Here is a 22,640-nt window from a genome sequence, read left to right on the forward strand (position 1 = left end):
GTCACATCGGCAGCGGACGGAACACGCTGAAGAGCACCGCACCGACGGTGGTGAAGATCAGCGCCAGCACCACGATGACGGCCAGCGCGCGCATGGCTGGGCTGTGGGACGGCGTCGACTCGGGATCGAACTCGTCCCCGGAGCGGGGCTCCAGTTCGGGGGGCAGCACGTCAGGCGCCCACGAACAGGAACGCGGCGGCCATCAGCACGGTGCCGCCCACCATCGCCAGCACGCCGAGGGAGAGCGCGATGATCGCCACGACCTTGAACCAGTCTCGGCGGGGCTCGGGCTGCTGCTCATCCACGTCACCAGCGTACTGACGGGGCCATCGGGGGCGGCCCGCGGCGTCCGTCAGTCGTGGATGCGGCGCGACCGCAGGTGGTACAGCAGCCAGGGCAGTTCGGTCTGGACGGCGTCCACGCCGAGGTCCATGATGCGCGACCAAGCGGCCGAGGGGCTCTCGGCGACGGCCTTCTCGTCGTCGTAGCCGGCGAACAGCGGGATGCCCGTGGTCAGGGTCTCGGAGTTCACCCAGGTGAGGAGGTGGTCGCGGCGGAGTTGGTCCATGACCTCGTGGTCGAACCAGGGGTAGTCCTCGTCGTGGGCGATGAGCTCGACGCCGACCACGTTCACCTCGGGGTCGTGGATGGGCAGCCCCCGCACTTCGTCGAGGGTGGCGCAGATGGCGAGCACGGGATACTTCGTGCGGTGCTGGCGCAGGCGGTCGATCGCCGCGTACTCCCACGCGGGCACCTTCAGCAGCAGCTGGCCGGCCATGCCCAGCCCGTCCAGCACGCGCAGCAGGGTCGGCCACCGCCACCACGACCGGTCGAGGGCGAACACGAAGGGGCGCCCCTTGAACTCGGCCAGCAGCGTGGTCAGGCGCTCCACCCCGCGGCGGTGCCCCGGGCGGCTCTGCCAGTGGTAGGTGAGGTCGCCGATCTCGGCGGCCGTCAAGGTCTGGATGTTGCGGTCGACGCCCAGGAACTCGTTCTCGAAGCCGTCGTGGAACGCGTAGAAGATGTTGTCGACGCTGGAGGAAACATCGATCTTCACCACGTCGGCGCCCGAGAGGAGCGCGGCCCGCACCGCGAGGCACGTGTTGGTGGGGATCGTGCCCACGCGCACGCCGCCGTGCGACACCACCAAGGGCCGGTGGGCTTCCGTCAACTCGTTCAGCAGGGCGTTCGTGTCGGCGTGGATCGAGGCTCCGTACAAGGTGTTTCCCGTCGTCAGCGGCATTCGTCGATGCAATGCCGGACCATCTCCCACTCTACCCGGAGCCCACGACGGCCGCACCGGACCGTCGCCTTTCACCGGGGCAATCCAGCACGCTGACGAGGGGACGCCTGTGGGACAATGGCCCTGCCTGCGACGAAGGAGTGGATATGGCCGAGTTCCTCTACGAAGACATGCTTCCCATCGGTGCCGACGAGACGCCGTACCGTCTGGTGACCTCCGAAGGCATCGAGACCGTGGAGGGACCCGACGGCCGCACGTTCCTGAAGATCGCGCCCGAGGTTTTCGAGAAGCTGGCCGAGGTCGCCATGCACGACATCGCCCACTACCTCCGCCCGGCCCACCTGTCCCAGCTGCGCAGGATCATGGACGACCCCGAGGCGTCCGACAACGACAAGTTCGTGGCGCTCGACCTGCTGAAGAACGCCAACATCGCCGCGGGCGGCGTCCTGCCGATGTGCCAGGACACGGGCACCGCGATCGTCATGGGCAAGCGGGGCCAGCAGGTGCTCACCGAGGGCACCGACGAGAAGCCGCTGTCCAAGGGCATCTACGACGCCTACACCAAGCTCAACCTGCGGTACTCGCAGAACGCTCCGATCACCATGTGGGAGGAGAAGAACACCGGTTCCAACCTGCCCGCGCAGATCGAGCTGTACGCCGACACCGCGCCCGGCCACGAGAACACCTACAAGTTCCTGTTCATGGCCAAGGGCGGTGGCTCGGCCAACAAGAGCTACCTGTTCCAGGAAACCAAGGCCGTCCTCAACGAGGACGCGATGATGCGCTTCCTCGACGAGAAGCTCCGCGCGCTCGGCACCGCGGCCTGCCCGCCGTACCACCTCGCGATCGTCGTCGGCGGCACGTCGGCCGAGTTCGCGCTCAAGACCGCCAAGTACGCCTCGGCGAAGTACCTCGACACCCTGCCGACCTCCGGGTCGATCTCGGCGCACGGCTTCCGCGACGTCGAGTTCGAGCAGAAGGTGCTCAAGCTGACGCAGGACTTCGGCATCGGCGCCCAGTTCGGCGGCAAGTACTTCTGCCACGACGTCCGCGTCATCCGCCTGCCCCGCCACGGTGCGTCGCTGCCGATCGCGATCGCGGTGTCCTGCTCGGCCGACCGCCAGTGCCTGGCCAAGATCACGCCCGAGGGCGCGTTCATCGAGCAGCTCGAGACCGAGCCGGCCAAGTACATGCCCGACGTCGTCGACGAGGAGCTGGACGCCGACTCCCACGGCATCACCGGCACCGGCAAGGGCGCCGCGGTGAAAATCGACCTCGGCAAGCCGATGGAGGAGATCCTCGCCGAGCTCAGCAAGCACCCGGTGAAGACCCGCGTGCAACTGACCGGCACCGTGGTCGTGGCCCGCGACATCGCGCACGCCAAGATCAAGGAGCGCCTGGACGCCGGCGAGGCGATGCCGCAGTACCTCAAGGACCACCCGGTCTACTACGCCGGTCCTGCCAAGACCCCCGCGGGCATGGCGTCCGGCTCGTTCGGGCCCACCACCGCGGGGCGGATGGACTCCTACGTGGAGCAGTTCCAGGCCGCGGGTGGCTCGAAGGTCATGCTGGCCAAGGGCAACCGTTCCAAGGCTGTGACGGACGCCTGTGCCGCGCACGGCGGCTTCTACCTCGGCTCCATCGGTGGCCCGGCCGCCCGCCTGGCGCAGGACTGCATCAAGTCCGTCGAGGTGCTGGAGTACCCCGAGCTCGGCATGGAGGCCGTCTGGAAGATCGAGGTCGAGGACTTCCCGGCCTTCATCGTCGTGGACGACAAGGGCAACGACTTCTTCGCCGAGGTCACCAAGCCCGTCCTGCTGCAGGTGCAGAAGAAGGCCTGATCTGGACGCCGTGACGTCGGGGGTGCGCCCCTACCGCGAGGTACGAGCGCACCACGACGACGCTGCCGTCACGGTCTACCAGGCCTACGCGCCGGCCCTTGCGGACGCCGCCGTTGCGGCCGGGACGTTCGTCGCACCGTTCAAGCGCGAACGGATGACGTGGATCAAGCCCTCCTTCCTGTGGATGATGTACCGCGCCGGCTGGGGCACCAAGCCGGGGCAGGAACGCATCCTCGCGGTGAGGATCACCCGCGCGGGCTTCGACCGGGCCTTGGCGTCGGCGTCCCTGAGTCACTACGAGGCCGACGTTCACGGCACCCACGAGGCCTGGTTGCGCGCCAAACAGGCCAGCCCGGTGCGCGTGCAGTGGGACCCCGAGCGGGACGCCTACCTGCAGCCGCTGCCGTGGCGTGCGATCCAGGTCGGCCTCGGACCGGCCGTGGTGGGGGAGTACGTCGATGACTGGATCGTCGGCATCGACGACGTGACCGACCTCGCCCGCCGGGTGCACCAAGGTGACCTCGCGGGGGTGCCCGAGGAGCGTCCCTACCCCGTGGCACCAGATGTCGCTACGCGCCTGGGCATGGCCGCTACGGGCGTCTGATCGCGAACTGCCGGGAGAAGGTGGGCCGTCCAAGGGACGCAGTATCGTCTGGAAGTCAGGATCGGTCGCCGGCTGGCCAATGACAAGCCATGGGTACGCCGGCTTGCGGTGCCATCGTCAGAACCTGACGGGTGGGCTGTCATCCTCGGTGATCTCGCGGGCACCCGACGCCGTGAGTAGCCAGTGCAGCGCGCCGAGCGCCGTGGGCCACCCTTCCACCACGACTGACACCGCAGCCGTCGAGGGACCGGTGACTTGACCGTCCCACCACCACCACGTGCGCTCCCCGGGCTCCATCCACGAGAGCCAGTTCTGCAGGGTCCAGCCGCGCTCCCGCTCGGCGGCGGCCTTGGCCGGGTGGTCCAAGGTGCGCCACCAAGCCAGCCACGCCTGTTGTTCCTCCGGCGTCGGCTCGGGGGTGCATGCCTCCACAAACCAGTGGGGCACGCTACCGGGGGCATCTTCGTCGAACGTGGCCCGGTCGAGGGTGATCACCGAGTCCAGAACGTCTCGCGCACGCTCCAACACTCCCTCAGGGTCGTGGGCCTGGAGCGTCAGCCTGATGAGGCCCAGGCCATCGGGTCGTTGGTCCGGTGTCGGTCCGTGATGGAGGCGGGCCCTCTCGTCATGCATGCGATCCATTGTCACGGAGAGATCACCCGTCCACTACCAGGAATCGCCGCTCCCTCGAGGGCTGGGAACTCACTCGCCCTGAGACCGTAGGAACTGTCGGTCTTGGTGGTATCGACCTGGAACACCGGGTTACCCTTCGCGTTCGTCTCCGGTACGGCCCTACTGCGGATGGAGTCCGCGTAGGAGTCCGGGACGTCGAAAGCCTTGACCTGGGTACCGTCGAATCCTTGGTCCAGCCTCTGCTGGAGGAACGTTTCAGCCCGAGGGCCATCCCCGAAGTTGAGGAACAGCACGTTGTCACCTTGGACATTGACGTTCCCGACGTCGTCGATGGTGATGCGGGCGTTCGCGGGGCTCTCGACACGATAGACCGTTGTCACACCGGTGGGCGTCGGCGTCATGTCGTCCAACCGGGTGACCGGCAGGTGCTGGACACTTGGCGGAGCGGCACCCCCGGTGACCATGTTGACGGCGGCGTCCGTGGTGGTCGCGCGGATGAATCCGGTCACCGAGTGCGGCCCGGGGGAGGTCATGTACGAGTAGCCACCCGACACGATGCCCTCGCCCCCGGTGAGCAGGGCGGTCTTGACGGCTCCTCCGCCGGGGATGACCGAGAACGCGCCGCCGATGGCGACCTGGCCCCAGTCGACCGATCCGGTGGTCGCCTTCTGGATGATGGTGTCCGCGCCCATCGAGATCAGCGCCAGGCCGGCGGGGCCGCCGACGCCGGTCGCCATCATGACGCCGCCCGCAATCACCATCGCGGCGCCTGCGACGTACTCCCAGTTCGAGGCGATCCAGTCGCCGGCGGCTGCCAGCGCGCCGTTGTTGGAGTCCCGGTAGGCCTGCAGCTCGGCGTCCGTCACCGGGCGGAGGCCGCTGGGGTCGAGGGCGTGCAGCGGGTCGTTGCCCGCGTAGCTGTAGGGGTTGCCGCCCCACGCGACACCGGTCACCGGCGGCAGCGGGTCGGGGGACAGGAAGCCGCGGGTCATCGGATCGTAAACCCGCGCCCCGAGCATGGCCAGGCCGGCTACGCCGACCTGTCCGCCCGGACCGACGCTGACACCGGACGCCGCAGCACCCAGCGAGCCCAGGGCCGCGGCCCACGGGTCCGTGCCCGTCGGGCGCGCGGTGCGCCATCCGTCGGCGTCCCAACCGGACGGCGTCCCGGTGAAGCCGACCACCGAGAGGACGGCGTCGCCGTCGACCTCGAGCGGACGCCCTTGTGCGATCCCAGTGTCCCAGAAGAGCTCGGCGTCGTTGACGCGCGCGAGCTCGCCGAGGGCGTCCACGTGCATGCGGGTGACCCGGGCGCCGGACGCCACCTGCTCCAGCCAGCCGAACGGTCCCCAGTTGAACTCCATCCGGCCCGCGGGGCCTCCGGCGGAGCTGCGGCGCCCGTTCGCGTCGTAGGTGTAGCGGGTCTCGCCGGCCTCGTCGCGCCGTGCGAGCAGCTGTCCGGCGGCGTCGTAGGAGTACGTCGTCGTGGCGCCGCCGTCGGACTCGGCGACGAGGCGTCCGGCGTCGTCCCACGTCCAGGTGTGGGCGCCGTCCGGGCCGGTGGCCGCGACGAGCTGGCCGGCCGCGTCGTAGGCGTAGACGGTGGAGGCGCCGTCGCGGGTGATCGCGGCCACGCGCCCGTCGGCGTCGCGGTCGATCCGGGTGTGGCTCGTGACGCCGTCCGCGGTGAGGGTGTGCGCGACCACGCGCCCGTCCGCCCACGTCCAGGTCTGGGTCTCCTTGCCGGTGGTGGCGCCGATGACGCGGCCCGCCTCGTCCCGGGCCAGGGACACGGTGCCGACGCCGTCCGCCGACACCTGCGCGACCCGCCCGAGGAGGTCGTAGGCGTAGCGCGTCCGGCTGCCGTTCGGGGTGGTGATCTCGGTGCAGCGCCCGCCCGCGTCGTAGGACCAGCGCGTGCTGCGGCCGTCGCGCGTGCGCTCGATGATTCGCCCGGCGGCGTCGCGGACGACCGTGTGCCGCACGGGGCGGTCAGGGTCGGTGCGGTCGGAGACGGTGAGCGTGCGGGTGGCCCGGTCATGCACGAAGGAGGCCAGCACGCGGCCGTCGACGCCCTGGCTGGCCAGCACGCCGTCGGCGTCGTAGCCCCACTCGAGGCGGTCGCCGGAGGGCTCGAGCTGCCACGTGGGTCGTCCGGCACCGTCGTAGCCGCCCTCGGTGACGCGGCCCAGCGGATCGACGCTGCGAACGACCTTGTTGCGACCGTTGTAGCCCCGGTGGGTGACGCCGCCCAGCGGATCGGTGATCGTCACCATCCGGCCGAGGTCGTCGTAGGTGTAGCGGGTCACGCCGCCCAGTGGGTTGGTGGCGGCGACGAGCTGCCCGGCGGCATCCCACGTGAACGAGCGGGTGCCCCACTGGGGGTCTCGGGTGCGGACGAGGCGTCCGGCCAGGTCGTAGGCCCACGTGGTCCGGCCCACGCCGGGAGCGGTGCGCTCGACGAGGCGTCCGGAGCCGTCGTGCACCAGCGTCGTCACCGCCCCCGTCGGGTCGGTCTGCGTGGCGAGGTGCCCGTCGGGGGAGTAGGTGAACGTCGTGGTCGCACCCAGCGGGTCGGTGACGGACGCCAGCCTCCCGCACACGTCGTAGCTGTAGTGGGTGTCGAAGGCGCCCGGACGGCGCAGCGCGGTCACGCGGCCCGCGGCGTCCCGCTGAAGGGCGGTGACGTTGCCCGCGGCGTCCACGAATTCGACCGGACGCCCGCACAGGTCGTAGCGGGTCAGGCGGCTGGTGCCGTCCGGCGCGACGGTGGAGACGATGCGGCCGAGCGTGTCGGTGACGACCCCGGAGCGGACGTCGGTCGCGGTGCGCGTCCGGCCCGTCGGGTCGATGACGGACGACAGGTGGCCGTTGACGTCGTACTCTCGGCGCCACGTGTGCCCGTCGGGGTCGGTGGCCGCGACCAGGCGCGACAGGTTGTCGTGCGCGTACTCCCAGCGGCTGCCGTCGGGCAGGGTGACCTGCGCAAGGTTGCCGAGCTCGTCGAACGCGCGGTGGATCGTGCGGCCCAGCGCGTCCGTGGTGGACGCCGCCTCGCCGGCCTCGTCGTGGGTCACCTCGGTGCGCGCGCCGTACGGGTCGATCGTCGCGGTGAGGCGCCCGCCGTCGGTGTGCTCGGACCTCCACTGGCCGCCGTCGGGGTCGGTGCGGCCGGCGAGGACACCCCGGGCGTCCCAGGTGTAGGTGGTGCGGTGCCCCGACGGGGTGACGGCTGCGGTGACGCGACCCGCGGCGTCCCGCTCCAGCAGGGCGGTGCGGCCGTCGGCGGCCGTGGTGGCGACCAAGTCGCCGAACGCGTCGTAGGCGTACGAGACCCTCGCGCCGGTGGGGTCGGTGACGGCGAGCAGCAGGTTCGCGTCCCACTCGAAGCGGGTCACGCCGCTCTCGGCGTCGGTCATCGAGCTGGGGTTGCGGGAGTCACCCTCGTAGGCGTACCGGGTCGTCGCGACCCCGCCGCCGCCCTCGAGCGCGACCTCGACCACGCGGTCGGCCTCGTCGAAACGGGTGTCGATGCGCGCGCCGGTGGGCAGCACCTGGGCGGTGCGGCGTCCGCGCTCGTCGAACTCGGCTATGGTGACCCGGCCGTCGCGTTCGGTGACCATGACGGTGTTGCCATGGCGGTCGTACGCCATCGACTGGCGGCGGTCGTCGGCGTCGATGACGCCCACGAGTCGGCCCTGCCGGTCGTGGATCCACGTGTTGGAGCGCGTGCCGTCCGGGTCGTCGACCAGCGTGACGCGCCCGGGCAGATACGAGAACCGGGTGACGCGCCCGTGCTGCGAGACCTGGCTGACCACCCGGCCGAGGTCGTCGTAGGTGTTCGTCGCCTCGTGGACGCCGTCGGCGTCGGTCACGCGGTCGATCAGCCCGGCGGCGTCCCACCGGTAGGAGCGGACGCCCTGCGGACCGGACGCCGTGACGAGGTGTCCGGCACCGTCGTAGCCGTACTCGAGGCGCCGACCGTCGGATGCCGTGGCCGCGACCACGCGGTCGCCGGACCACTCCAGTTCGATCGACCGCCCGCGCTCGTGCGCCATCGCGACCAAGCGGTCGCCGTCATGGCGCAGGGTGACGCGCGTGCCGGGCCCGCGGCCGAACGACGCGAGCCTCCCGCTGCTGCCGAAGGCCCAGTCGCCGCCGGTGTTGTCGGTGATCGTGAAGCCGCCCGGGGTCATCTCCAGCCAGTAGGCCTCGGTGGTCGCGCGGTCCCAGCCATCGCCGCGGCGCGGGAAGAGGACCTCCCGCCCGTCCTGGTGCACCCAGCGGGCGCCGTCGTCGGTCAAGCGCAGCCTGGCCTCGGTCCAGCTCGACCAGCCCGGGCCGAACGCCCCGGCGTCCGGGTTGAGCGAGTTGTACACGCGGGTCAGCGCGAGGGTCCCCGGGCCGCCGGTGAAGCCGAGGTCGAGCTCGGGCTCCAGGAAGTTTCCGGTCGCCGTGTTGACCGGGTCATTGGCGTAGCCGGTGGTGGGCGGGGCGCCGAGGGCCTGCGGCGGGTCGATCTGCAGGTCCTGTCGCTCGGCATTGACGCCGGCCGCTGCCAGCGACTGCGTGATCGCCGCGTTGGACGCCGTGACCACCCCGTCGCCGCCGGCAGCCTCGAACGCACCCGCGACCGTGTTGGCCCATGTCACGTCGTTGCCGTTGGCGGTCAGGTAGGTGTCGAAGCCCGCCCAGACACCGTCAGCGTTGAGGGTGCCCCAGCCGCAGCCGGAGCTGAACGTGCTGTAGGCGTCCCGGAGTTGGCCGGGGTAGGAGGCCAGTGCCTCGTTGGCGCCGGAGGAATTGGTTGCGAACGAGCGCAGGTTCGCCGGCCGCGCTGACGACGTGCCCGAACCCCCGGAACCTTTCAGCGGCTCGCGGGTGCCGGTGTGGGCCTGGGCGTAGGTGAGGCTGATCGGCTCGGCGGGCGGCCCGACGGGTGGGTCCTCGCTGCCGGTCAGCCAATCCCAGCCCTGCTCCAGGAGGTTGCGGTTGTCCTGCTGCTGCTTCCACTCGCGCGCCGTCTGGCGGCGCTGCTGCTCGCTGGTGGCCTCCCGGGCCAGCTGCTCCACGCCCGTGGCCACCTCGCGGAGGCGCGAGGCCAGCAGGCGGGCGTCCGAGGCCTGCACGGTGCCGTTCTGCCGGAAGAGCTGGGAGTAGTAGCCGACGAAGTCCTCCATGCCGTGCTGCACCCAGGCGGCGCGGTCGACGGCCTGGCTGTCGATCGCGCTGGCGGCCGTCCGGCACCGCGTGGCCAGCGTGCTGGCGGCGGCGTGGTCGAAACGGACATCCTCGGCGATGCCGTGCATCGGGTCGGCCATGGGGAAACCTCCTGGCCCGTCCGGGGGGTGGCGGCGGGGACGCCGTAGTGGGGCTTCCTCAGGCTAACGCGGCCGATGGGGTGCGGGACAGCTCGTTCACAGGGGAGCACTCCCCGATCCGGCGGCGCCCGCGCGGGTCACTCGTCGAGGTGGGCCCTCCTCCGCGGCGGGGTCGGTCTGCTCCTGGGCAAGGCGCTCGCCGATGGTCTCCTCGGCGGGCATGTCGTCGGTGTGCGCGGCCGTGTCGATCGGCTTCCCCGCGTTGTCTGGGACCATCGTCGCGGCGTCCACCGCGTTCGCGTCCATGCTCAGGGGGCCAGCCTGACAAGGCCGGACGCCGGAATCAAGGCTGGGTGTGATGGTCGGCACCACCGTCGCCGAGGATGTCGGTCAGCAGCCGGATCGTCCGCTGAGCCGGGATGACGCCGTCCGGGCCGGGTCGCCTGCCTTCGAAGTAGGCGCCACGACCGTCGTGGTGGACAGGGCCGCCGTCGAGCACGGTGACCCGGCCGTCGGCGAGAGCGTGGTGCCACGCGGAGCCGCGCGCGAACGGCCAGCGCCCCGGGAAGGCGAGCGGGCCGAGCTTGCGCGACAGGTCGCGGGAGCCGCGGATGTCCCAGAGGTGCTCGATGTGCTCCAGCCCGGGGTCGTCGCCGAACACGCCCCCGACCGAGACCACCGACACCCGCATGCCCATCAGCGCCAGCAGGGTGGACGCCCCCAGCGCCATCTGCGCGCCGCCGCTGAATCCGATGAGTGTCACCGGGACGCCGCACCCGGGCGTCCAGCCGTGGCGCTCGAGAGAGCGGACGACCTGCTGCCCTAGCCCCGCGTTGAACGTCGGGCCGTAGCGCGGGTCGGCCGAGACCAGCACCTGGAGGATGTTGCGGACGTTGATCAGCTTCGGCACCAGGCTCTCCCGGCGGACGCGGCGGAGGCGGTCGAGGCGGGTCCACAGCCAGCGGGTGGCGCGTTGCGCGAGGCTGCGGTTCTCCGCCGAGTACGGGAACACGTCGGCCACCACCCGGACCGACGGCAGGGCCGTGGCCACGGCGTCCAGAACGGCGCGCTCGCGCAGGCTCAACCCGTCGCCGGAGACGACGCCGACCCCCGACAGGTAGACCACGAAGCGGTCGGGCAGGGGGCTGGACGCGGGGGGTGCTGGTGCGCAGACGCGGGCGAACGTGCGCCGGGTCTCGATCGCGCCACGGGTGGCCCACCAGCGCAGCGACTCCAGCGGGGCGAGCAGGGCGAAGGCGACCAGCAGCGCGAGGGCGCCGCCGAGCAGCCAGATGGTCCAGGTCATCGCTCGACCTCGTGCGGTGCGGTCGGAGCGCTGATCGGGATGAACGGCGTCCCGGCGAGGATGTCGCGGCTCGTCACCAGCACCGGCTGTCCGGACGCCATCGTCCACACCCGAGACCCCAACCAGCCCAACGGCGCGGACAGCAGGCGGGACAGGAGCTGCGCGACCACCCAGCCGGACGCCGCGACCAACAGCGCCTGCCAGGCGGGCAGCCCGTAGGCGGCGGCGAGGAGCAGGAAGAGGATGAGGAAGCCCCACGCCTCCAGGACCCGGCCCAGCAGCAGGCCGACGTGGGGGAGGAACGTCAGGGCGGCGAAGACCTGCGGTGCGAGCGCCAGCAGGAAGACCGTGACGACGGTCTCCACGGGAACGTCCCGGAGTGTCACGAGCGTAGCGACGCCCCAAGTGACGACGGCCTCCACGACGCGCAAGGTGGTGAGCCAGACCAGCCCAAGAGCGCCGGCGACCAGTGCACGCACGCGACCGATTCGGTTGAGGAACAGGACGCTGGTGTGCGCGACGCCCGTGGACACTCCCGCGAGCAGCGCGACAGCGAACGCCCCAACCAGCGGCGGGTCGGACGCGAGGCTGCGCGCGACGTTCGCGTCGCGGGTGAGCACCTCCCCGACGAGCGTCAGGGTGGCGACGAGCGCTTCGAGCACACCGGCATCATGCCGTGTCAGGTGGGAGAGTGCCTCGTTAGCCGAGGGGAGACCTCAGGGCGGCATCTGGGGCACGTTTCCTGAGTGGTACTTAAGTCTGAAATATCGCCGAAAATGGTCTTTGGCGAGGGGGATTTGGCCACCGGGGTGCCCTTCCCCCTGTTCTTTGTCTGAAATTTTCTTAGAATTCCAGCATGCGCACCCCCACCGCAATCGACGCGATGGCCCGGTGGCTCGTCTTCACACTGGCGGGCGTCGGGCTGTTCGCCATCATCCCCGGATCGTCCTTCGCCGCGCCCGCGTTCGCCTCGACGCGCTGGCTGTTCGCCCTGCACCCCGTGCAGTGGGTCGGCGTCGTGATGATCGTGCTGGCGTGGCTGCTCTTCGTCGTCCACATCGTCCGGCTGGGCGTGGCCTGGGGTCGGGACGCCGCGGTGGTGACTCTGGCCGTGGCCTCGTTGCTGAGCATCGGCGCCAGCGTCGGCGTCCTGCTGCTCGGCTCGTTGGCCTCGGTGGTCGCGACGCTCGCGGTGGTAATCGTGGTCAACGTGGCGCTGTGCGTGCGCATCGACGTGCTCGCCCGGCGCGTCACGACCTGCCCGGCGACGGGCAAGGTCGTCGAGGCGGTCACCGCCTGAGAGGCGCCCGCCCGGGCGTGGGTCAGAGGTACTCGTCGAGCGCCTTGAGGATGGCGCCCTTGCCCTTCGCGCCCGTGAGCGACTGGACGATCTCGCCGTTCACGAACAGTTGGAGCGTGGGGATGCTCATGATGCCGTACGACATCGGGGTGTTCGGGTTGTCGTTTGTGTCGAGCTTCACGAACGTGATCTTGTCGCCGTACTCGCGATCCAGCTCCTCGATGATCGGGGCGATCTGCTTGCACGGGGTGCACCAGTCGGCCCAGTAGTCGACCAGCACCGGCTTGGTGGACTTCAGGACCTCATCGGCGAACGTGGCATCGGTGACGGCGGCGACCATGGGGAACTCCTCGGAAACGGGTCGGGCTGGGCAACGGGCTCCATGCTAACCCCGACCGCGGACATTTCATTCCGCCAGTAGCCTGCCGGGGTGGAGTGGTTGAAGATCGGCGAGGTGGCCCGGCGGACGGGGCTCACCCACCGCACCCTGCGGCATTACGACGACCTCGGCCTGCTGGTGCCCTCGGGCCGCTCGGGGGGTGACTACCGCCTGTACGCCCCCGAAGACCTCGAGCGCCTGCTGTCCATCCAGCACCTCAAGTCGCTGGGGATGGGCCTGGAGGAGATCGCCCGCGCCCTCGACGACCCCGGCTTCGACGCCGGCGAGGCGCTCGCCCGGCACGCGGCATTGGTCGAGGGGCGCATCGCCGCCGAGCAGGACCTGCTCGACCGACTCCGTCGGCTGCAGGCGGCCTCCGGCAGCTGGGAGGAGGTTCTCGACACCATCGCCCTCACCGAGCGCCTCCGGCACCCCGATGCCTGGGTGCGCTTCCGCGCGGCGCTTGACTCACCCACGTCTGCGCCGCTGGACGAGCTGCTGGAGACGCTGCGTTACGAGCCGGCGCCCGGCGTCCGCGAGGTGCTGACGTGGGCGATCGTGCAGCACGGCGCCCCGGCGCTGGACGCCGTGGTGGTGGGCCTGGCCGACCCCGATCCGGAGGTGCGTCACCAGATGGCGCACGTGGCCGGGAAGATGGCCGACCCCCGTGCGGTGCCCGGCCTGGTGGGGCTGTTGGCCGACGAGCCCGAGGTTGCGGCCAAGGCGGCCTTCTCGCTGGGCCAGATCGGCGGCCCCGACGCCATCGCCGCTCTCGTGGGGTCTCTCGGGGTAGGAGGATCCGTGCTGCGAGCGACCATCGTGACCGCCCTCGGGGGGCTGGGGGCGTTGGCGGTCGAGCCGTTGCTGGGCGGCCTGGGTGCCCGGTCGGCCGCGGTGCGCGCAGACGCCGCGGAGGCTCTGGGCGCCCTGGGCGACCCTCGTGCGGTGCCCGGCCTGGCGGGATTGCTGGCCGACACGGAAGAGGATGTCCGCATCACGGCCCTGATGTCGCTCGGCGCCATCGGCGGCGACGCGGCGGCACGTGCCATCGGAGGGGTGACGGGCACCCCCGGCCGCACCGGTGCCCTCGCGCGGCGGTTGGCCGCGACGTAGTGCCACCTGGACCACAGGGTGGGTCTTGGCTTCGGGGCTCTCCCGCTCTGACAAGGGATGATGGCGGGTCGCTCTCCCGTGGTCGGGGTGGTTCGTGGTCGAGATGGCTACCCGCCCGAGCTTCGGACAACATCCGGACAACACCAATGCTGTGGACAACCCTGTTGGGCACCGCTGCCCGGGTCAGGGTGGACCAGTGCCACGACCCTCCCGCGACGCCGCCTGCCTCGATGCGCTGATGCGCTCAGGCGGCGCGGCGGAGGTGGCCGTCCTGGCCGCGGCGTCGAGCCGCTCCGCCGTGCGTGCCTGCCTGGCCGCAGGGCACCTCGTGTCCATCGGGGGCGGGTGGGTCGTCAGTGCCGGGCTGGGGTCCCGTTTGCGGGAGCCACCTCGGTCCCCGGCTTGGCACCTCCTGCCCGAGGAGTGGTCGGCGCAGTGGCCGGAACTCCTCGTGGCGCGCTCCGCGGTCGCTGCGTCCCGGCGCGCTGCGCTGGCGGGCCGTTGTGCTGCGCTGCACCGCGGGTGGGCGGTCCTGGCGGACCCGGCCAGCACGGAGTTGGCCACCCCCCACGGGCGCAAGGCGCGCAACCTTCCGGCCGTGCTGGGGCCCACGACCCTGGTCCGGCGGCGACTGACCGCGGAGGAGCTCGCTGCCCGGGTGACCAGCCCCGTCCGCACCGTGCTGGATTGCGCCGCCACCCTCCCCTTCCGCGAGGCGCTCGCCATCGCGGACTCGGCGCTGAGGGCCGGGGCCGTCAGCCACGGCGAACTGGAGGAGGCCGCAGCCCGCCGCCATGCCTCGCGGGCAGCAGTCTTGTGTGTCGTCGCCGCAGCATCGGGGCTCGCGGCGAACCCCTTCGAATCGGCCCTGCGGGCGCTGCTGGTGGGGGTGGAGGGAGCGTCCTTCACCCCGCAGCTCAGCGTTCCCACGTCGATGGGGCCCGCGCGGGTCGACCTCGGGGACGGCGAACTGAGGATCGCGGTGGAGGCGGACAGCTACCTGTTCCATGGCGGCGAACAGGCCTTCGCCCGGGACATCCGGCGCTACAACGCCTTGGTCGCACAGGACTGGGCGGTACTGAGGGTGTCGTTCCGGGACCTCATGACTCGACCCGAGGTGGTCCGGGACCAGGTCCAGTCGGTGGTGTGGGCACGGCTGAGCCGGAGGTAGCGCCATCTGGACCACAGCCCACCGGACAATCTCGGGGGCATATCGCTGTGACCAGGGGTGATGCGAAACGCCGCAGCACCACCCGGACCGGATGTGGTCCAGGTGGCGCTACGGGGTCGGGGTCAGCCCAAGAAGCGCTTCGCCACCGCCGCGACGGTCGCGTCGTCGGAGCCCGCGAGGCGCTGCAGGCCCGGGACGGCCGCCTCGCCGAGCTGGCCCAGGGCCGCGACGGCGCTGAGTCGCACGGCCGCGACCTCGTCGGCGGCCAGGTCGGCCAGAGCGTCGGCGGCGGGCGCCGCGTCCTCGCCCAAGTGGCCCAGCGCGTCGGCCGCGTGCTCGCGCACCTCGGCGTCGGTGTCGGCCAGGGCCTTCACCAGCGCCGGGACGGCCTGCTCGCCGAAGCGGTGGAGCGCCGCGGTGAGCGAATCCCGCTGCAGGGCGTCGCCGTCGCCGAGGCGGCCGGTGAGGGCGTCGAGCGCCTTGTCGGCCTGGTCGCCGGCCGAGTTGGCCACGGCGCGGTAGGCCTTCAGGGCCACGTCGAAGTCGGCGTCGGCCACCAGCGGCGTGAGCTGGTCGAGGTGTTCGGGGTCACCGACCTTGCTCAGGATGTGCGCCCCGGTGCGCCGCAGGTGCGGGTTCGGGTCGCTGAGCATGGCCAGCACCTCGGGGAGGGCCTGGTCGATGTGCTGCACGGTCGCCCAGGTCAGGTCCTCATGGACGCCGCAGCCGGGGGTCTCGGCGCGGAGGCGCTGCAGGATCCCGGGCACGACGGCCGGGTCCTTGATCATGCCGAGGTTCATCGCGGCCTGGCGGCGCTCGGTCTCGGTCCGCATCGCGCTCGTGCCCTCCTGCGTGGGGGCGTCGAGAATCGCGAGCAACTGGTCAATGGTGTGGTTGGTCATGGTGTCCACCTCCTGGTCATGAAGGTAAACCCTCACGTCGCGTGAAGCTCAAATCGTGCGATGGCCCGCGTCCTTGCGGGCGCGGGCCATCGGGTCCAGCGGTCACTCGGCGCGGGCGAAGGCCTTGTCGGTGAGCACCGCGTCGCCGAGGGCAGCGAGGTAGCGTTCGGCGTCCAGCGCCGCGGAGCAGCCCGTGCCCGCGGCGGTGATCGCCTGGCGGTAGGTGTGGTCGACGAGGTCGCCGGCCGCGAAGACGCCGGGCACGCTGGTGGCGGTGCTGTCGGGCTGCACCAGGACGTAGCCCTCGGCGTCCAGATCGACCTGGCCCTTCACGAGTTCGGAGCGGGGGTCGTGGCCGATGGCGACGAACACGCCCTGAACCTCGAGGTCGCGGGTCTCACCCGTGGTGGTGTCGCGCAGGGTGATCGACTCGACGCTGGTGTCGCCGTTGATCGACTCGACGACGGAGTTCCACGCGAAGTCGACCTTCGGGTCGGCCTCGGCGCGGGCGGCCATGATCTTGGACGCGCGCAGCTGGTCGCGGCGGTGCACCATCGTCACCGAGGTACCGAAGCGCGACAGGAACGTCGCCTCCTCGACCGCGGAGTCGCCTCCGCCGATCACCGCGATGGGCTTGTTGCGGAAGAAGAAGCCGTCGCAGGTCGCGCACCACGAGACGCCCTTGCCCGACAGCTTGTCCTCACCCGGGACGCCGAGGCGGCGGTAGCCCGATCCCATCGCGAGGATGACGGCCTTGGCCCGGTACTCGTTGCCCGCGGCGTCCTTGACGACCTTGATGGGGCCGGTCAGCTCGACCTCGGTGACGTCGTCCTCGACCAACTCGGCGCCGAAACGCTCGGCCTGGGCCTTCATGTTCATCATCAGGTCGGGGCCCATGATGCCCTCGGGGAAGCCCGGGAAGTTCTCCACCTCGGTGGTGTTCATCAGCGCGCCACCGGCGTCGACGGCCCCGGTGAATACCAGCGGCGCCAGAGAGGCGCGGGCGGCGTACACGGCCGCGGTGTAGCCGGCGGGGCCGGATCCGATGATGATGATCTCTCGGACGTCGCTCATGACAGTTCCTCTTCGCTCGTGGTCACCGACCAGCCTAGTGATCGGTGGGACGCCACATTCAACCGTCCGGCGGGCGTCGGTATTCCGGCCCTTCGAGGCTCGCTGGCGTTCGCCCCTCAGGGACCTCGGCGACCCGCACCTCAGGGGCTGACGCGGATCTCGTGGATCGCCCCCACGTAGTTGGCGCCGTCGCGCGGCATGGAGGTCAGGTACACCAGCACCCAGCGGGTCTCGATGGGGGCCTCCAGCTTGACCTGCACCGCACCCGTGGACGCCGTGAACCCGTCCAGCCGGCGCCACTCGTCGCGGTTGCGCAGGGGCGGCTCGGTGGCGTCCGGGTCGGTCGGCACGCGGATGTCGGCCGAGGTCGCCCCGGCTCCCACGTCGACGGTGACCCACGAGACCGTGCGCACCTCGCCGAGGTCGACGATGACGCCGGCACCGGGCTTGCGGCCGTTGAAGTTGGCGGAGCGGCCGTAGCGCTCGGTGGTCCACGCGGTGGTGGGGTCGCCGTCCATCACGAAGCGGGCCTGCTCGGGGTTCTCGCGCGCGTCGCCACCGTCGGCCTCCGGGTCGAAGTCGCGCGCCGCCACCAGGGCGTACGGCGCGGCCGGCGCCGGCGGGACCGCCCGCGACCTGTTGAACTCGTTCACGAACACCACGACGAGGCTCGCCAACAGCACCAGCGCGAACAGGGCGAACAGCAGTGCCTGCCAGCGGCGCGGCGGGTCCTGGGAGGGCGCCTGCTCCGACACCGTCACCGCCGAGCGCGGCGGCGGGATAGGGGTGAACGGGTGGGACGGGCCGTCCTCCACGTCGTCGACGTCGTCGAGCCAGAACGCCTGGGTGGAGATCTCCTCGTGCTCATCGAGGGGCTCGTCCAGCGGCGACTCGGCGCCCCACGGGGAGGCCGGTCGGTCACCCGTGCGGCCGCGGAGCGGGCCGGTGGCCTCCTCCTGCCCGAGCACGTCCTCCTCGACAGGTTCGGACGGTTCGGCGAACGGGTCGTGCGTGGCGGTGGCGTCCGGCTCAGGCTGCCACGAGGCCGCGGCGGACGCCCCGGCCACCTGCGCCGAGTCTTCCGGCATCGGCGCCGGCGGCGCGGGCTCGTTGAGCACCGGGCCCATCGCCCCGGCGGCCAGCGGCGAGGCGAGCAGGTCGGAGCGCGGCGGGCGCGGCGCGGTGATGCGCACGTGCTCGATCGGGTACTTCAGGCGCTTCTCCAGCGAGTTCGCGGCGTCCACCCCGCCCAGGACGGCCGACAGGGCGACGGCGATGTCGGACGCCGTCTCCAGACGGGTCGCCCGCCCGCGTGGCACCGGGGAGAGGATGCGGTCGACGATGTCGGAGAACTCCATCGAGACCTTGCGGTTGACCTGGCGGGGCACCAGCAGGCGACCCTTGGCGTCCGTCGGTGCGGAGCGCAGCCCGTAGCGCGCGCCGCCCGGCCAGTGGGCGGTCAGGCCCGCGTACAGCAGCGCGCCGAGCGCCTGCACGTCGACGCGCTCGGGGTCGTCGCCGCCGGGGGCGGGGTGGAGGGCGTGCTCCACGAGGAAGCCCACGATCTTCACGTTGCCGGACGCCGTGATCACGACGGTGTCGGGGTTGAGCTGGCGGTGGTGCAGGCCCTGGGCGTGCATGGACACGAGGCCGGCCGCGACCTCGCGGACGATCCAGGCAGCCTCCACGTCCGACAGCGGGCCCTGGGCCAGCGCGAGCTCAAGCGACTGCCCGGGCGCGTACTCGCACACGATGAAGGAGCCGTGCTCGCCGGTCTCGTCGAGGGTGGCGTCCCAGACCCGCAGGTAGCGCGAGTCGACGGCCTGGGCGGCCTGGCGCGCCTGGTCGAGGATCTCCAACACGCGCGGCTCGTCGGTGTCCATCACGTGCAGCAGGACGGGGCGGGAGAGGTTCAGGTCCCAGCCGCGCCACGTCACCGTCGACCCGCGCCGGTTCAACGCCTGGTCGAGGCGGTAGCGCTGGTCGAGGATGTCGCCCGCCTGGTTGCGCGGCCCCGCGTAGGGCGCGGTGCCGGACGCCGGCGTCCCGGGTTCGGGGTACTCCAGCAGGGCAGCCTCGGTGCGCTCGGCGGTGGCCTCGACGGCGTCCGTGGCCTGCACCGGCGACGGGTCGTCGGACGCCGCGGCCGAACGTCGGCGCAGCACCGACGCCAGCTCGGTGGTCTCGCGCACCCCGAGCCGCTTGGCGATGAAGAAGAAGCTCAGCAGGGCGACCGCCCCGGCGCCGACCAGCGCCACCGCGGACACCAGCGCCGAGGAGCCGTGGGTGAACCACGCCACGATCGCGGCCACCACGGCGCCGGGGGTGATGGCGACGACCAGCTGGGTCAGGTGACGCACCAGCTCGGAACCGGACAAGGCCGGTAGGTGCTTCTTCAGCGCCCGGTGGGTGATGACCGCGCCGACCAGGTAGGCGACCGAGTAGGCGATGGCCAGCCGGGCGGCGAGTGTGCCCGGGTTCGTGAACGCCCAGACCAACGCCAGGCCCAGCACGATATTGACCACCGAGATCGCCAGCTGTAGGAAGAAGGGGGTGCGGGTGTCCTCGAGGGCGTAGAAGCCGCGCAGGTAGACGTACTGGATCGTGAACGGGATCAGGCCCAGCGCGAAGCCCATCAGCGCCCAGCCGAAGAAGGGCCAGGTCTGGGTGTTCGTGCCGTGGCCGAAGGCGACCTTGAAGAACGGCAGGCCCAGCGCCAGGAACCCGAAGGCGGTCGGCACCAGGAGGGTCAGCGCGAGCCGGAGCGTCCGCGTGGTCTCGGCGGCGACGCCCTCCATGTCGTGCGAGGCGGCGAGCCGGGACGCCGACGGCAGCATCGCGGTCGCCAGCGAGACCGTCAGCAGCGAGTGGGGGAGCAGCCACACGAGGTAGGCGGTGTTGTACACCGCCATGCCGGCACCCTCGGCATTCGGCGAGGCGAGGGTGGCGTCCGAGACGAGCCGGCTCACCACGATCTGCACGAGGTTGGTGAGCAGCACGTAGCCGAGCATCCACTTGGCGAGGTGGAACGTGGCGCCCAGGCCCTGGCCCTTGAGGTCCCAGCGGGGGCGGTAGCGGAAGCCGATGGCGCGCATCGCCGGCACCAGCGCCAGCGTCTGCACGATGATGCCGAGCGTCGAGCCGAGGCCGAGGGTGAGCACCTGCGCGTCGGTGAACGTCGCCCCGCCGGCGGTGGTGCCCCACAGCGCCACGTACAGGCCGAGCACGGCGATGCCGACCACGTTGTTGAGGATCGGGGCCCACATCATCGGCCCGAACTTGTCGCGCGCGTTGAGCACCTGCCCGATGAGGAAGAACGCGCCGTAGAAGAAGAGCTGCGGCATCGTGAGCATGCCGAGGAACACCAGCTGCTGCCAGAGGCCGGACTGCGCGGGGTCGCGCCAGGTGCCCGACGTCCACAGTGACAGCACCGCGGGGGTGAACACCGTGAACAGGATCGTGGCGCCCAGGAGCACCGCGATGAAGGCCGTCATGATGCGGTTGATGAACGCCTCGCCGCCGTCGGCGTCGCTGCGGGTGTGCCGGACGATCTGCGGCACCAGCACCGTGTTGAGCGCGCCGCCGGCCAGCAGCATGTAGAGCGAGTTCGGCACCTGTGTGGCGACCTGGTAGGTGTCTGCCTGCGTCGTGGCGCCGAAGACGAACACGAGCAGCATCGCCTTGACGAAGCCCAGCACGCGGCTGATCGCCGTCCCCGAGGCCATGACGGCCGTGGCGTTCAGCAGCCGTCGGCTCGACACTTGCGCCTCCGGAGCACTGCCGTCAGCCATCCTCACCCTTCCGCCTGTTCCGCACCTGCCGGACGCGGTGCGCCGTCGTCGCGACGAGCACCACTCCCGAGACGATGACGATCACCCACCCGATGGTGCCGAAGTTCGTCGTCTCCACGACGATCTCCCGGTCAGGGGTCAGCCTATGGCCGCCCACCGTCTGGGCGTGGACGCTCGCCCGGACCACGCCGCCTCCGGCGGATTCCGCCTCCAGCAGCACAGTGCTGGACGCCCCGGGTGCGATGGTCACGGGGTCGGGCGCCACCAGCCGGATGCGCTGCGGGTTGTCCGAGACAACCTCCAGCCGGATCGTCACGGGGTCGATGAGGTGGTTGGTCACCGTCACCGGGAACTCGGACGTGGCGCCGGTCATCGTGAACCGCTGCGTGGCGTCCAGGCTGACGATGGCCCGGCCGGGGGTGTCGAGGCGCTCGGAGAGGGCGCCGAGCCACGCGTCGAGCGAGTCGGTCCGGCCGACCCACCACGCGGACGCCGCGCGCGCGACCTGGGCGTCCACCAGAGTGCCGACGCCGGCGTCCGGGGCGGCCTGGCCGTACAGCTCCATCCGGTCGCGCAGGGCGTGCACGGTGGCCAGGTGCGCCGCGTCGAGCGCGGGCGTCCGGACCGACAGCGGCGGCAGCTGCCACGGCTGGGGCTCGGCGGCGCCCACCTCCGGGAGGCCGGCCGCCCGGAAGCCGTGCGGCAGGGCGGACGCCTCCGCGATGTCGTCGGGCGTCCGCACCCATCTGACCTCGCCGCCCGCCGCGCGCGCCGTTGCGAACCGGGCGGCGCGGCGGTTGAGGGCGGTGTCGGGGAGCAGGGGAGAGGTCGCGGCCGGCAGGGCGCTGCTGTGCGCGACGATGGCCCGCGTTCCGTCGACCTCGATGCGGACGTGCGGCGCGGGCACGTCGACGGCCACCACGGGACGCCCCAGACTGCCGGCCAGCGCGAGCGCCGCCGAGTCGGGGCGGGTCACCACGGTCACGGGGTCGAGGCCGTCGGCGGCGTCGTCCTCCGAGGCGCTGCGGATCGCGGCCAGCAGCGACTCGTCGCCGAGGTCGGACACGGTGTCCAGATCCGGCGACCCGAAGAGCGTCCTGGAGCCGTTGGCCGTCAGGGCGTCGAGGCGGGCCAGCCACGCGGAGGCCTGCTCCGCGCCGGTGCCGGCGGTGCTGCCGGACGTACCCCGGACGCGGTAGCCGTCGGCCATGTCCTGCAGCTCCAGCAGCAGGGACGGGTCGACGACCCAGCTGTCGCCGCCCTCGGCCACGGACATGAGCTCGGCGAGGCGCCCGTCGGTGATGTCGGCGAGCAGACCCTCGTCGGTGAAGAGGTTCTGCTTCAGCTGGCGCGGCGGGGCGGAGAACTCGATGATGCGGGCCACCGGCACGGTGCCCTCGGGCAGGGTCGCCAGGGTGCGGGCCTGGCCCAGCGCCGTGCGGCGGCCGTCGCCGTGGCGTCCGGTCGCGTCGGCGCCGACCCACCACGTGGCGTCGGTCTGGGTGAGGCCCAGCTCGGCCAGCGTCCCCGACACCGAGAACGGCCGGGACGCCCCCGGCGCGAGCGCGTCGTCAGGGCCCACCAGCACGAACTGGTTGGTCGGGGAGGCCACCCGGGCGGTGCCTGCCGGGGTCGACTCGGCCTCCAGCGCGGCCGAGACCGCCTCGGGTGAGCGGAGCAGGGCGTCGGAGCGCCACAGGGCCACCGACACGTCGGTGAGCGGCTCGGTGGAGGCGTTGGTGACCGTGCCCGCGAGCGTGAGGGTGGTTGTGGTCACGTCGGCGCTGGTGAGCGTGACGGACGCCGGGCTCGCGGGCTGGGCGGTGGCTGGCGCGGGGGACGGGCTGGTGGCGTCCGACGGCGGTGCGGACGCCAGAGTGAAGCCGAGCGCGGCCGCCAGGACGAGGGAGGCCAGCCGGGCGCGTCGGCGTCCGGGCTGGGGCGTGGTCACCCGCCCATGGT

18 protein-coding genes are annotated in these 22,640 nt (G+C 71.8%); 5 read left to right on the forward strand and 13 right to left on the reverse strand.

The window, feature by feature from the left end; genetic code table 11:
• Nucleotide 1: 1 nt before the first annotated feature.
• Genes ET989_RS15005 through ET989_RS11960 form a run of 3 tightly spaced genes read right to left on the reverse strand, consistent with a single transcriptional unit; the run spans nt 2 to nt 1,243 of the window.
• Nucleotides 2-169, reverse strand: coding sequence for a hypothetical protein (locus ET989_RS15005; protein WP_165490160.1), 168 nt, complete (start codon nt 167-169; stop codon nt 2-4).
• 1 nt (nt 170) lies between these two features.
• On the reverse strand, nt 171-305 hold the full coding sequence (locus ET989_RS15840) for a hypothetical protein (RefSeq protein ID WP_277751371.1): 135 nt from the start codon (nt 303-305) through the stop codon (nt 171-173).
• A 47-nt stretch (nt 306-352) separates the two neighbouring features.
• Nucleotides 353-1,243, reverse strand: coding sequence for a glycerophosphodiester phosphodiesterase family protein (locus ET989_RS11960; RefSeq protein ID WP_131169279.1), 891 nt, complete (start codon nt 1,241-1,243; stop codon nt 353-355).
• 146 nt (nt 1,244-1,389) lie between these two features.
• On the opposite strand from ET989_RS11960, the gene ET989_RS11965 reads away from it, so the two are divergent.
• A complete protein-coding gene (locus ET989_RS11965; protein WP_131169281.1) occupies nt 1,390-3,084 on the forward strand; it encodes a fumarate hydratase in 1,695 nt (564 codons plus the stop codon).
• 10 nt (nt 3,085-3,094) lie between these two features.
• Nucleotides 3,095-3,688: a DUF4291 domain-containing protein gene (locus ET989_RS11970; protein WP_131169283.1), complete on the forward strand. Its 594-nt coding sequence runs from the start codon at nt 3,095-3,097 to the stop codon at nt 3,686-3,688.
• Nucleotides 3,689-3,805: 117 nt separating this feature from the next.
• Here ET989_RS11970 and ET989_RS11975 read toward each other — a convergent pair whose 3' ends face one another.
• From ET989_RS11975 to ET989_RS11995, 5 genes are all read right to left on the reverse strand, one after another.
• Nucleotides 3,806-4,135, reverse strand: coding sequence for a hypothetical protein (locus ET989_RS11975; RefSeq protein ID WP_131169285.1), 330 nt, complete (start codon nt 4,133-4,135; stop codon nt 3,806-3,808).
• Between the two features lie 197 nt (nt 4,136-4,332).
• Entirely contained in the window at nt 4,333-9,642 is a 5,310-nt protein-coding gene (locus tag ET989_RS11980; protein ID WP_131169287.1) for a DUF6531 domain-containing protein, read from the reverse strand.
• A 96-nt stretch (nt 9,643-9,738) separates the two neighbouring features.
• Complete coding sequence (locus tag ET989_RS11985) at nt 9,739-9,948, reverse strand: hypothetical protein (protein WP_131169289.1); 210 nt, start codon at nt 9,946-9,948, stop codon at nt 9,739-9,741.
• 37 nt (nt 9,949-9,985) lie between these two features.
• On the reverse strand, nt 9,986-10,948 hold the full coding sequence (locus ET989_RS11990; RefSeq protein ID WP_131169291.1) for a hypothetical protein: 963 nt from the start codon (nt 10,946-10,948) through the stop codon (nt 9,986-9,988).
• Nucleotides 10,945-11,610, reverse strand: a complete 666-nt coding sequence (locus ET989_RS11995) for a hypothetical protein (protein WP_131169293.1) — start codon at nt 11,608-11,610, stop codon at nt 10,945-10,947. Before ET989_RS11995 ends, ET989_RS11990 begins: the two co-directional genes overlap by 4 nt.
• Before the next feature lie 194 nt (nt 11,611-11,804).
• On the opposite strand from ET989_RS11995, the gene ET989_RS12000 reads away from it, so the two are divergent.
• The gene (locus ET989_RS12000; RefSeq protein ID WP_131169295.1) at nt 11,805-12,248 is read left to right on the forward strand and encodes a hypothetical protein; all 444 of its coding nucleotides are present in this window, start codon (nt 11,805-11,807) and stop codon (nt 12,246-12,248) included.
• Nucleotides 12,249-12,270: 22 nt separating this feature from the next.
• Here the strand turns inward: ET989_RS12000 and trxA are convergent, their stop codons facing one another.
• A complete protein-coding gene (gene trxA / locus ET989_RS12005) occupies nt 12,271-12,588 on the reverse strand; it encodes a thioredoxin (protein ID WP_131169297.1) in 318 nt (105 codons plus the stop codon).
• A 90-nt stretch (nt 12,589-12,678) separates the two neighbouring features.
• Here trxA and ET989_RS12010 point away from each other — a divergent pair, with 90 nt between their 5' ends.
• Together ET989_RS12010 and ET989_RS12015 are read left to right on the forward strand one after the other, a co-directional pair.
• Nucleotides 12,679-13,740 carry a HEAT repeat domain-containing protein gene (locus tag ET989_RS12010; RefSeq protein ID WP_131169299.1) on the forward strand — a complete coding sequence of 354 codons (1,062 nt, stop codon included), beginning with the start codon at nt 12,679-12,681 and terminating at the stop codon, nt 13,738-13,740.
• A 196-nt stretch (nt 13,741-13,936) separates the two neighbouring features.
• A complete protein-coding gene (locus tag ET989_RS12015) occupies nt 13,937-14,911 on the forward strand; it encodes an endonuclease domain-containing protein (protein WP_131169301.1) in 975 nt (324 codons plus the stop codon).
• A gap of 122 nt (nt 14,912-15,033) precedes the next feature.
• Here ET989_RS12015 and ET989_RS12020 read toward each other — a convergent pair whose 3' ends face one another.
• The 4 genes from ET989_RS12020 to ET989_RS12035 all read right to left on the reverse strand — a co-directional run bounded on the left by ET989_RS12020 (nt 15,034) and on the right by ET989_RS12035 (nt 22,629).
• Entirely contained in the window at nt 15,034-15,813 is a 780-nt protein-coding gene (locus tag ET989_RS12020; protein WP_131169303.1) for a HEAT repeat domain-containing protein, read from the reverse strand.
• Between the two features lie 102 nt (nt 15,814-15,915).
• Complete coding sequence (trxB, locus tag ET989_RS12025; RefSeq protein ID WP_131169305.1) at nt 15,916-16,887, reverse strand: thioredoxin-disulfide reductase; 972 nt, start codon at nt 16,885-16,887, stop codon at nt 15,916-15,918.
• Between the two features lie 140 nt (nt 16,888-17,027).
• Nucleotides 17,028-20,678: a murein biosynthesis integral membrane protein MurJ gene (gene murJ / locus ET989_RS12030; RefSeq protein WP_131169307.1), complete on the reverse strand. Its 3,651-nt coding sequence runs from the start codon at nt 20,676-20,678 to the stop codon at nt 17,028-17,030.
• Nucleotides 20,671-22,629 (reverse strand): DUF6049 family protein, encoded by a 1,959-nt coding sequence (locus ET989_RS12035; protein ID WP_131169309.1) that lies wholly within the window; start codon nt 22,627-22,629, stop codon nt 20,671-20,673. Before ET989_RS12035 ends, murJ begins: the two co-directional genes overlap by 8 nt.
• Nucleotides 22,630-22,640 lie beyond the last annotated feature (11 nt).

The sequence above is a fragment of the Propioniciclava sinopodophylli genome (assembly GCF_004324755.1).
GTDB lineage: Bacteria > Actinomycetota > Actinomycetes > Propionibacteriales > Propionibacteriaceae > Propioniciclava > Propioniciclava sinopodophylli.

Coding starts and splice junctions, on each gene's coding strand:
- ET989_RS11985 (WP_131169289.1), bottom strand. CDS start 9,948: ATGGACGCGAACGCGGTGGACGCCGCGACGATGGTCCCAGACAACGCG.
- ET989_RS11980 (WP_131169287.1), bottom strand. CDS start 9,642: ATGGCCGACCCGATGCACGGCATCGCCGAGGATGTCCGTTTCGACCAC.
- trxB (WP_131169305.1), bottom strand. CDS start 16,887: ATGAGCGACGTCCGAGAGATCATCATCATCGGATCCGGCCCCGCCGGC.
- murJ (WP_131169307.1), bottom strand. CDS start 20,678: ATGGCTGACGGCAGTGCTCCGGAGGCGCAAGTGTCGAGCCGACGGCTG.
- ET989_RS12020 (WP_131169303.1), bottom strand. CDS start 15,813: ATGACCAACCACACCATTGACCAGTTGCTCGCGATTCTCGACGCCCCC.
- ET989_RS12000 (WP_131169295.1), top strand. CDS start 11,805: ATGCGCACCCCCACCGCAATCGACGCGATGGCCCGGTGGCTCGTCTTC.
- ET989_RS11960 (WP_131169279.1), bottom strand. CDS start 1,243: ATGCCGCTGACGACGGGAAACACCTTGTACGGAGCCTCGATCCACGCC.
- ET989_RS11990 (WP_131169291.1), bottom strand. CDS start 10,948: ATGACCTGGACCATCTGGCTGCTCGGCGGCGCCCTCGCGCTGCTGGTC.
- ET989_RS11965 (WP_131169281.1), top strand. CDS start 1,390: ATGGCCGAGTTCCTCTACGAAGACATGCTTCCCATCGGTGCCGACGAG.
- trxA (WP_131169297.1), bottom strand. CDS start 12,588: ATGGTCGCCGCCGTCACCGATGCCACGTTCGCCGATGAGGTCCTGAAG.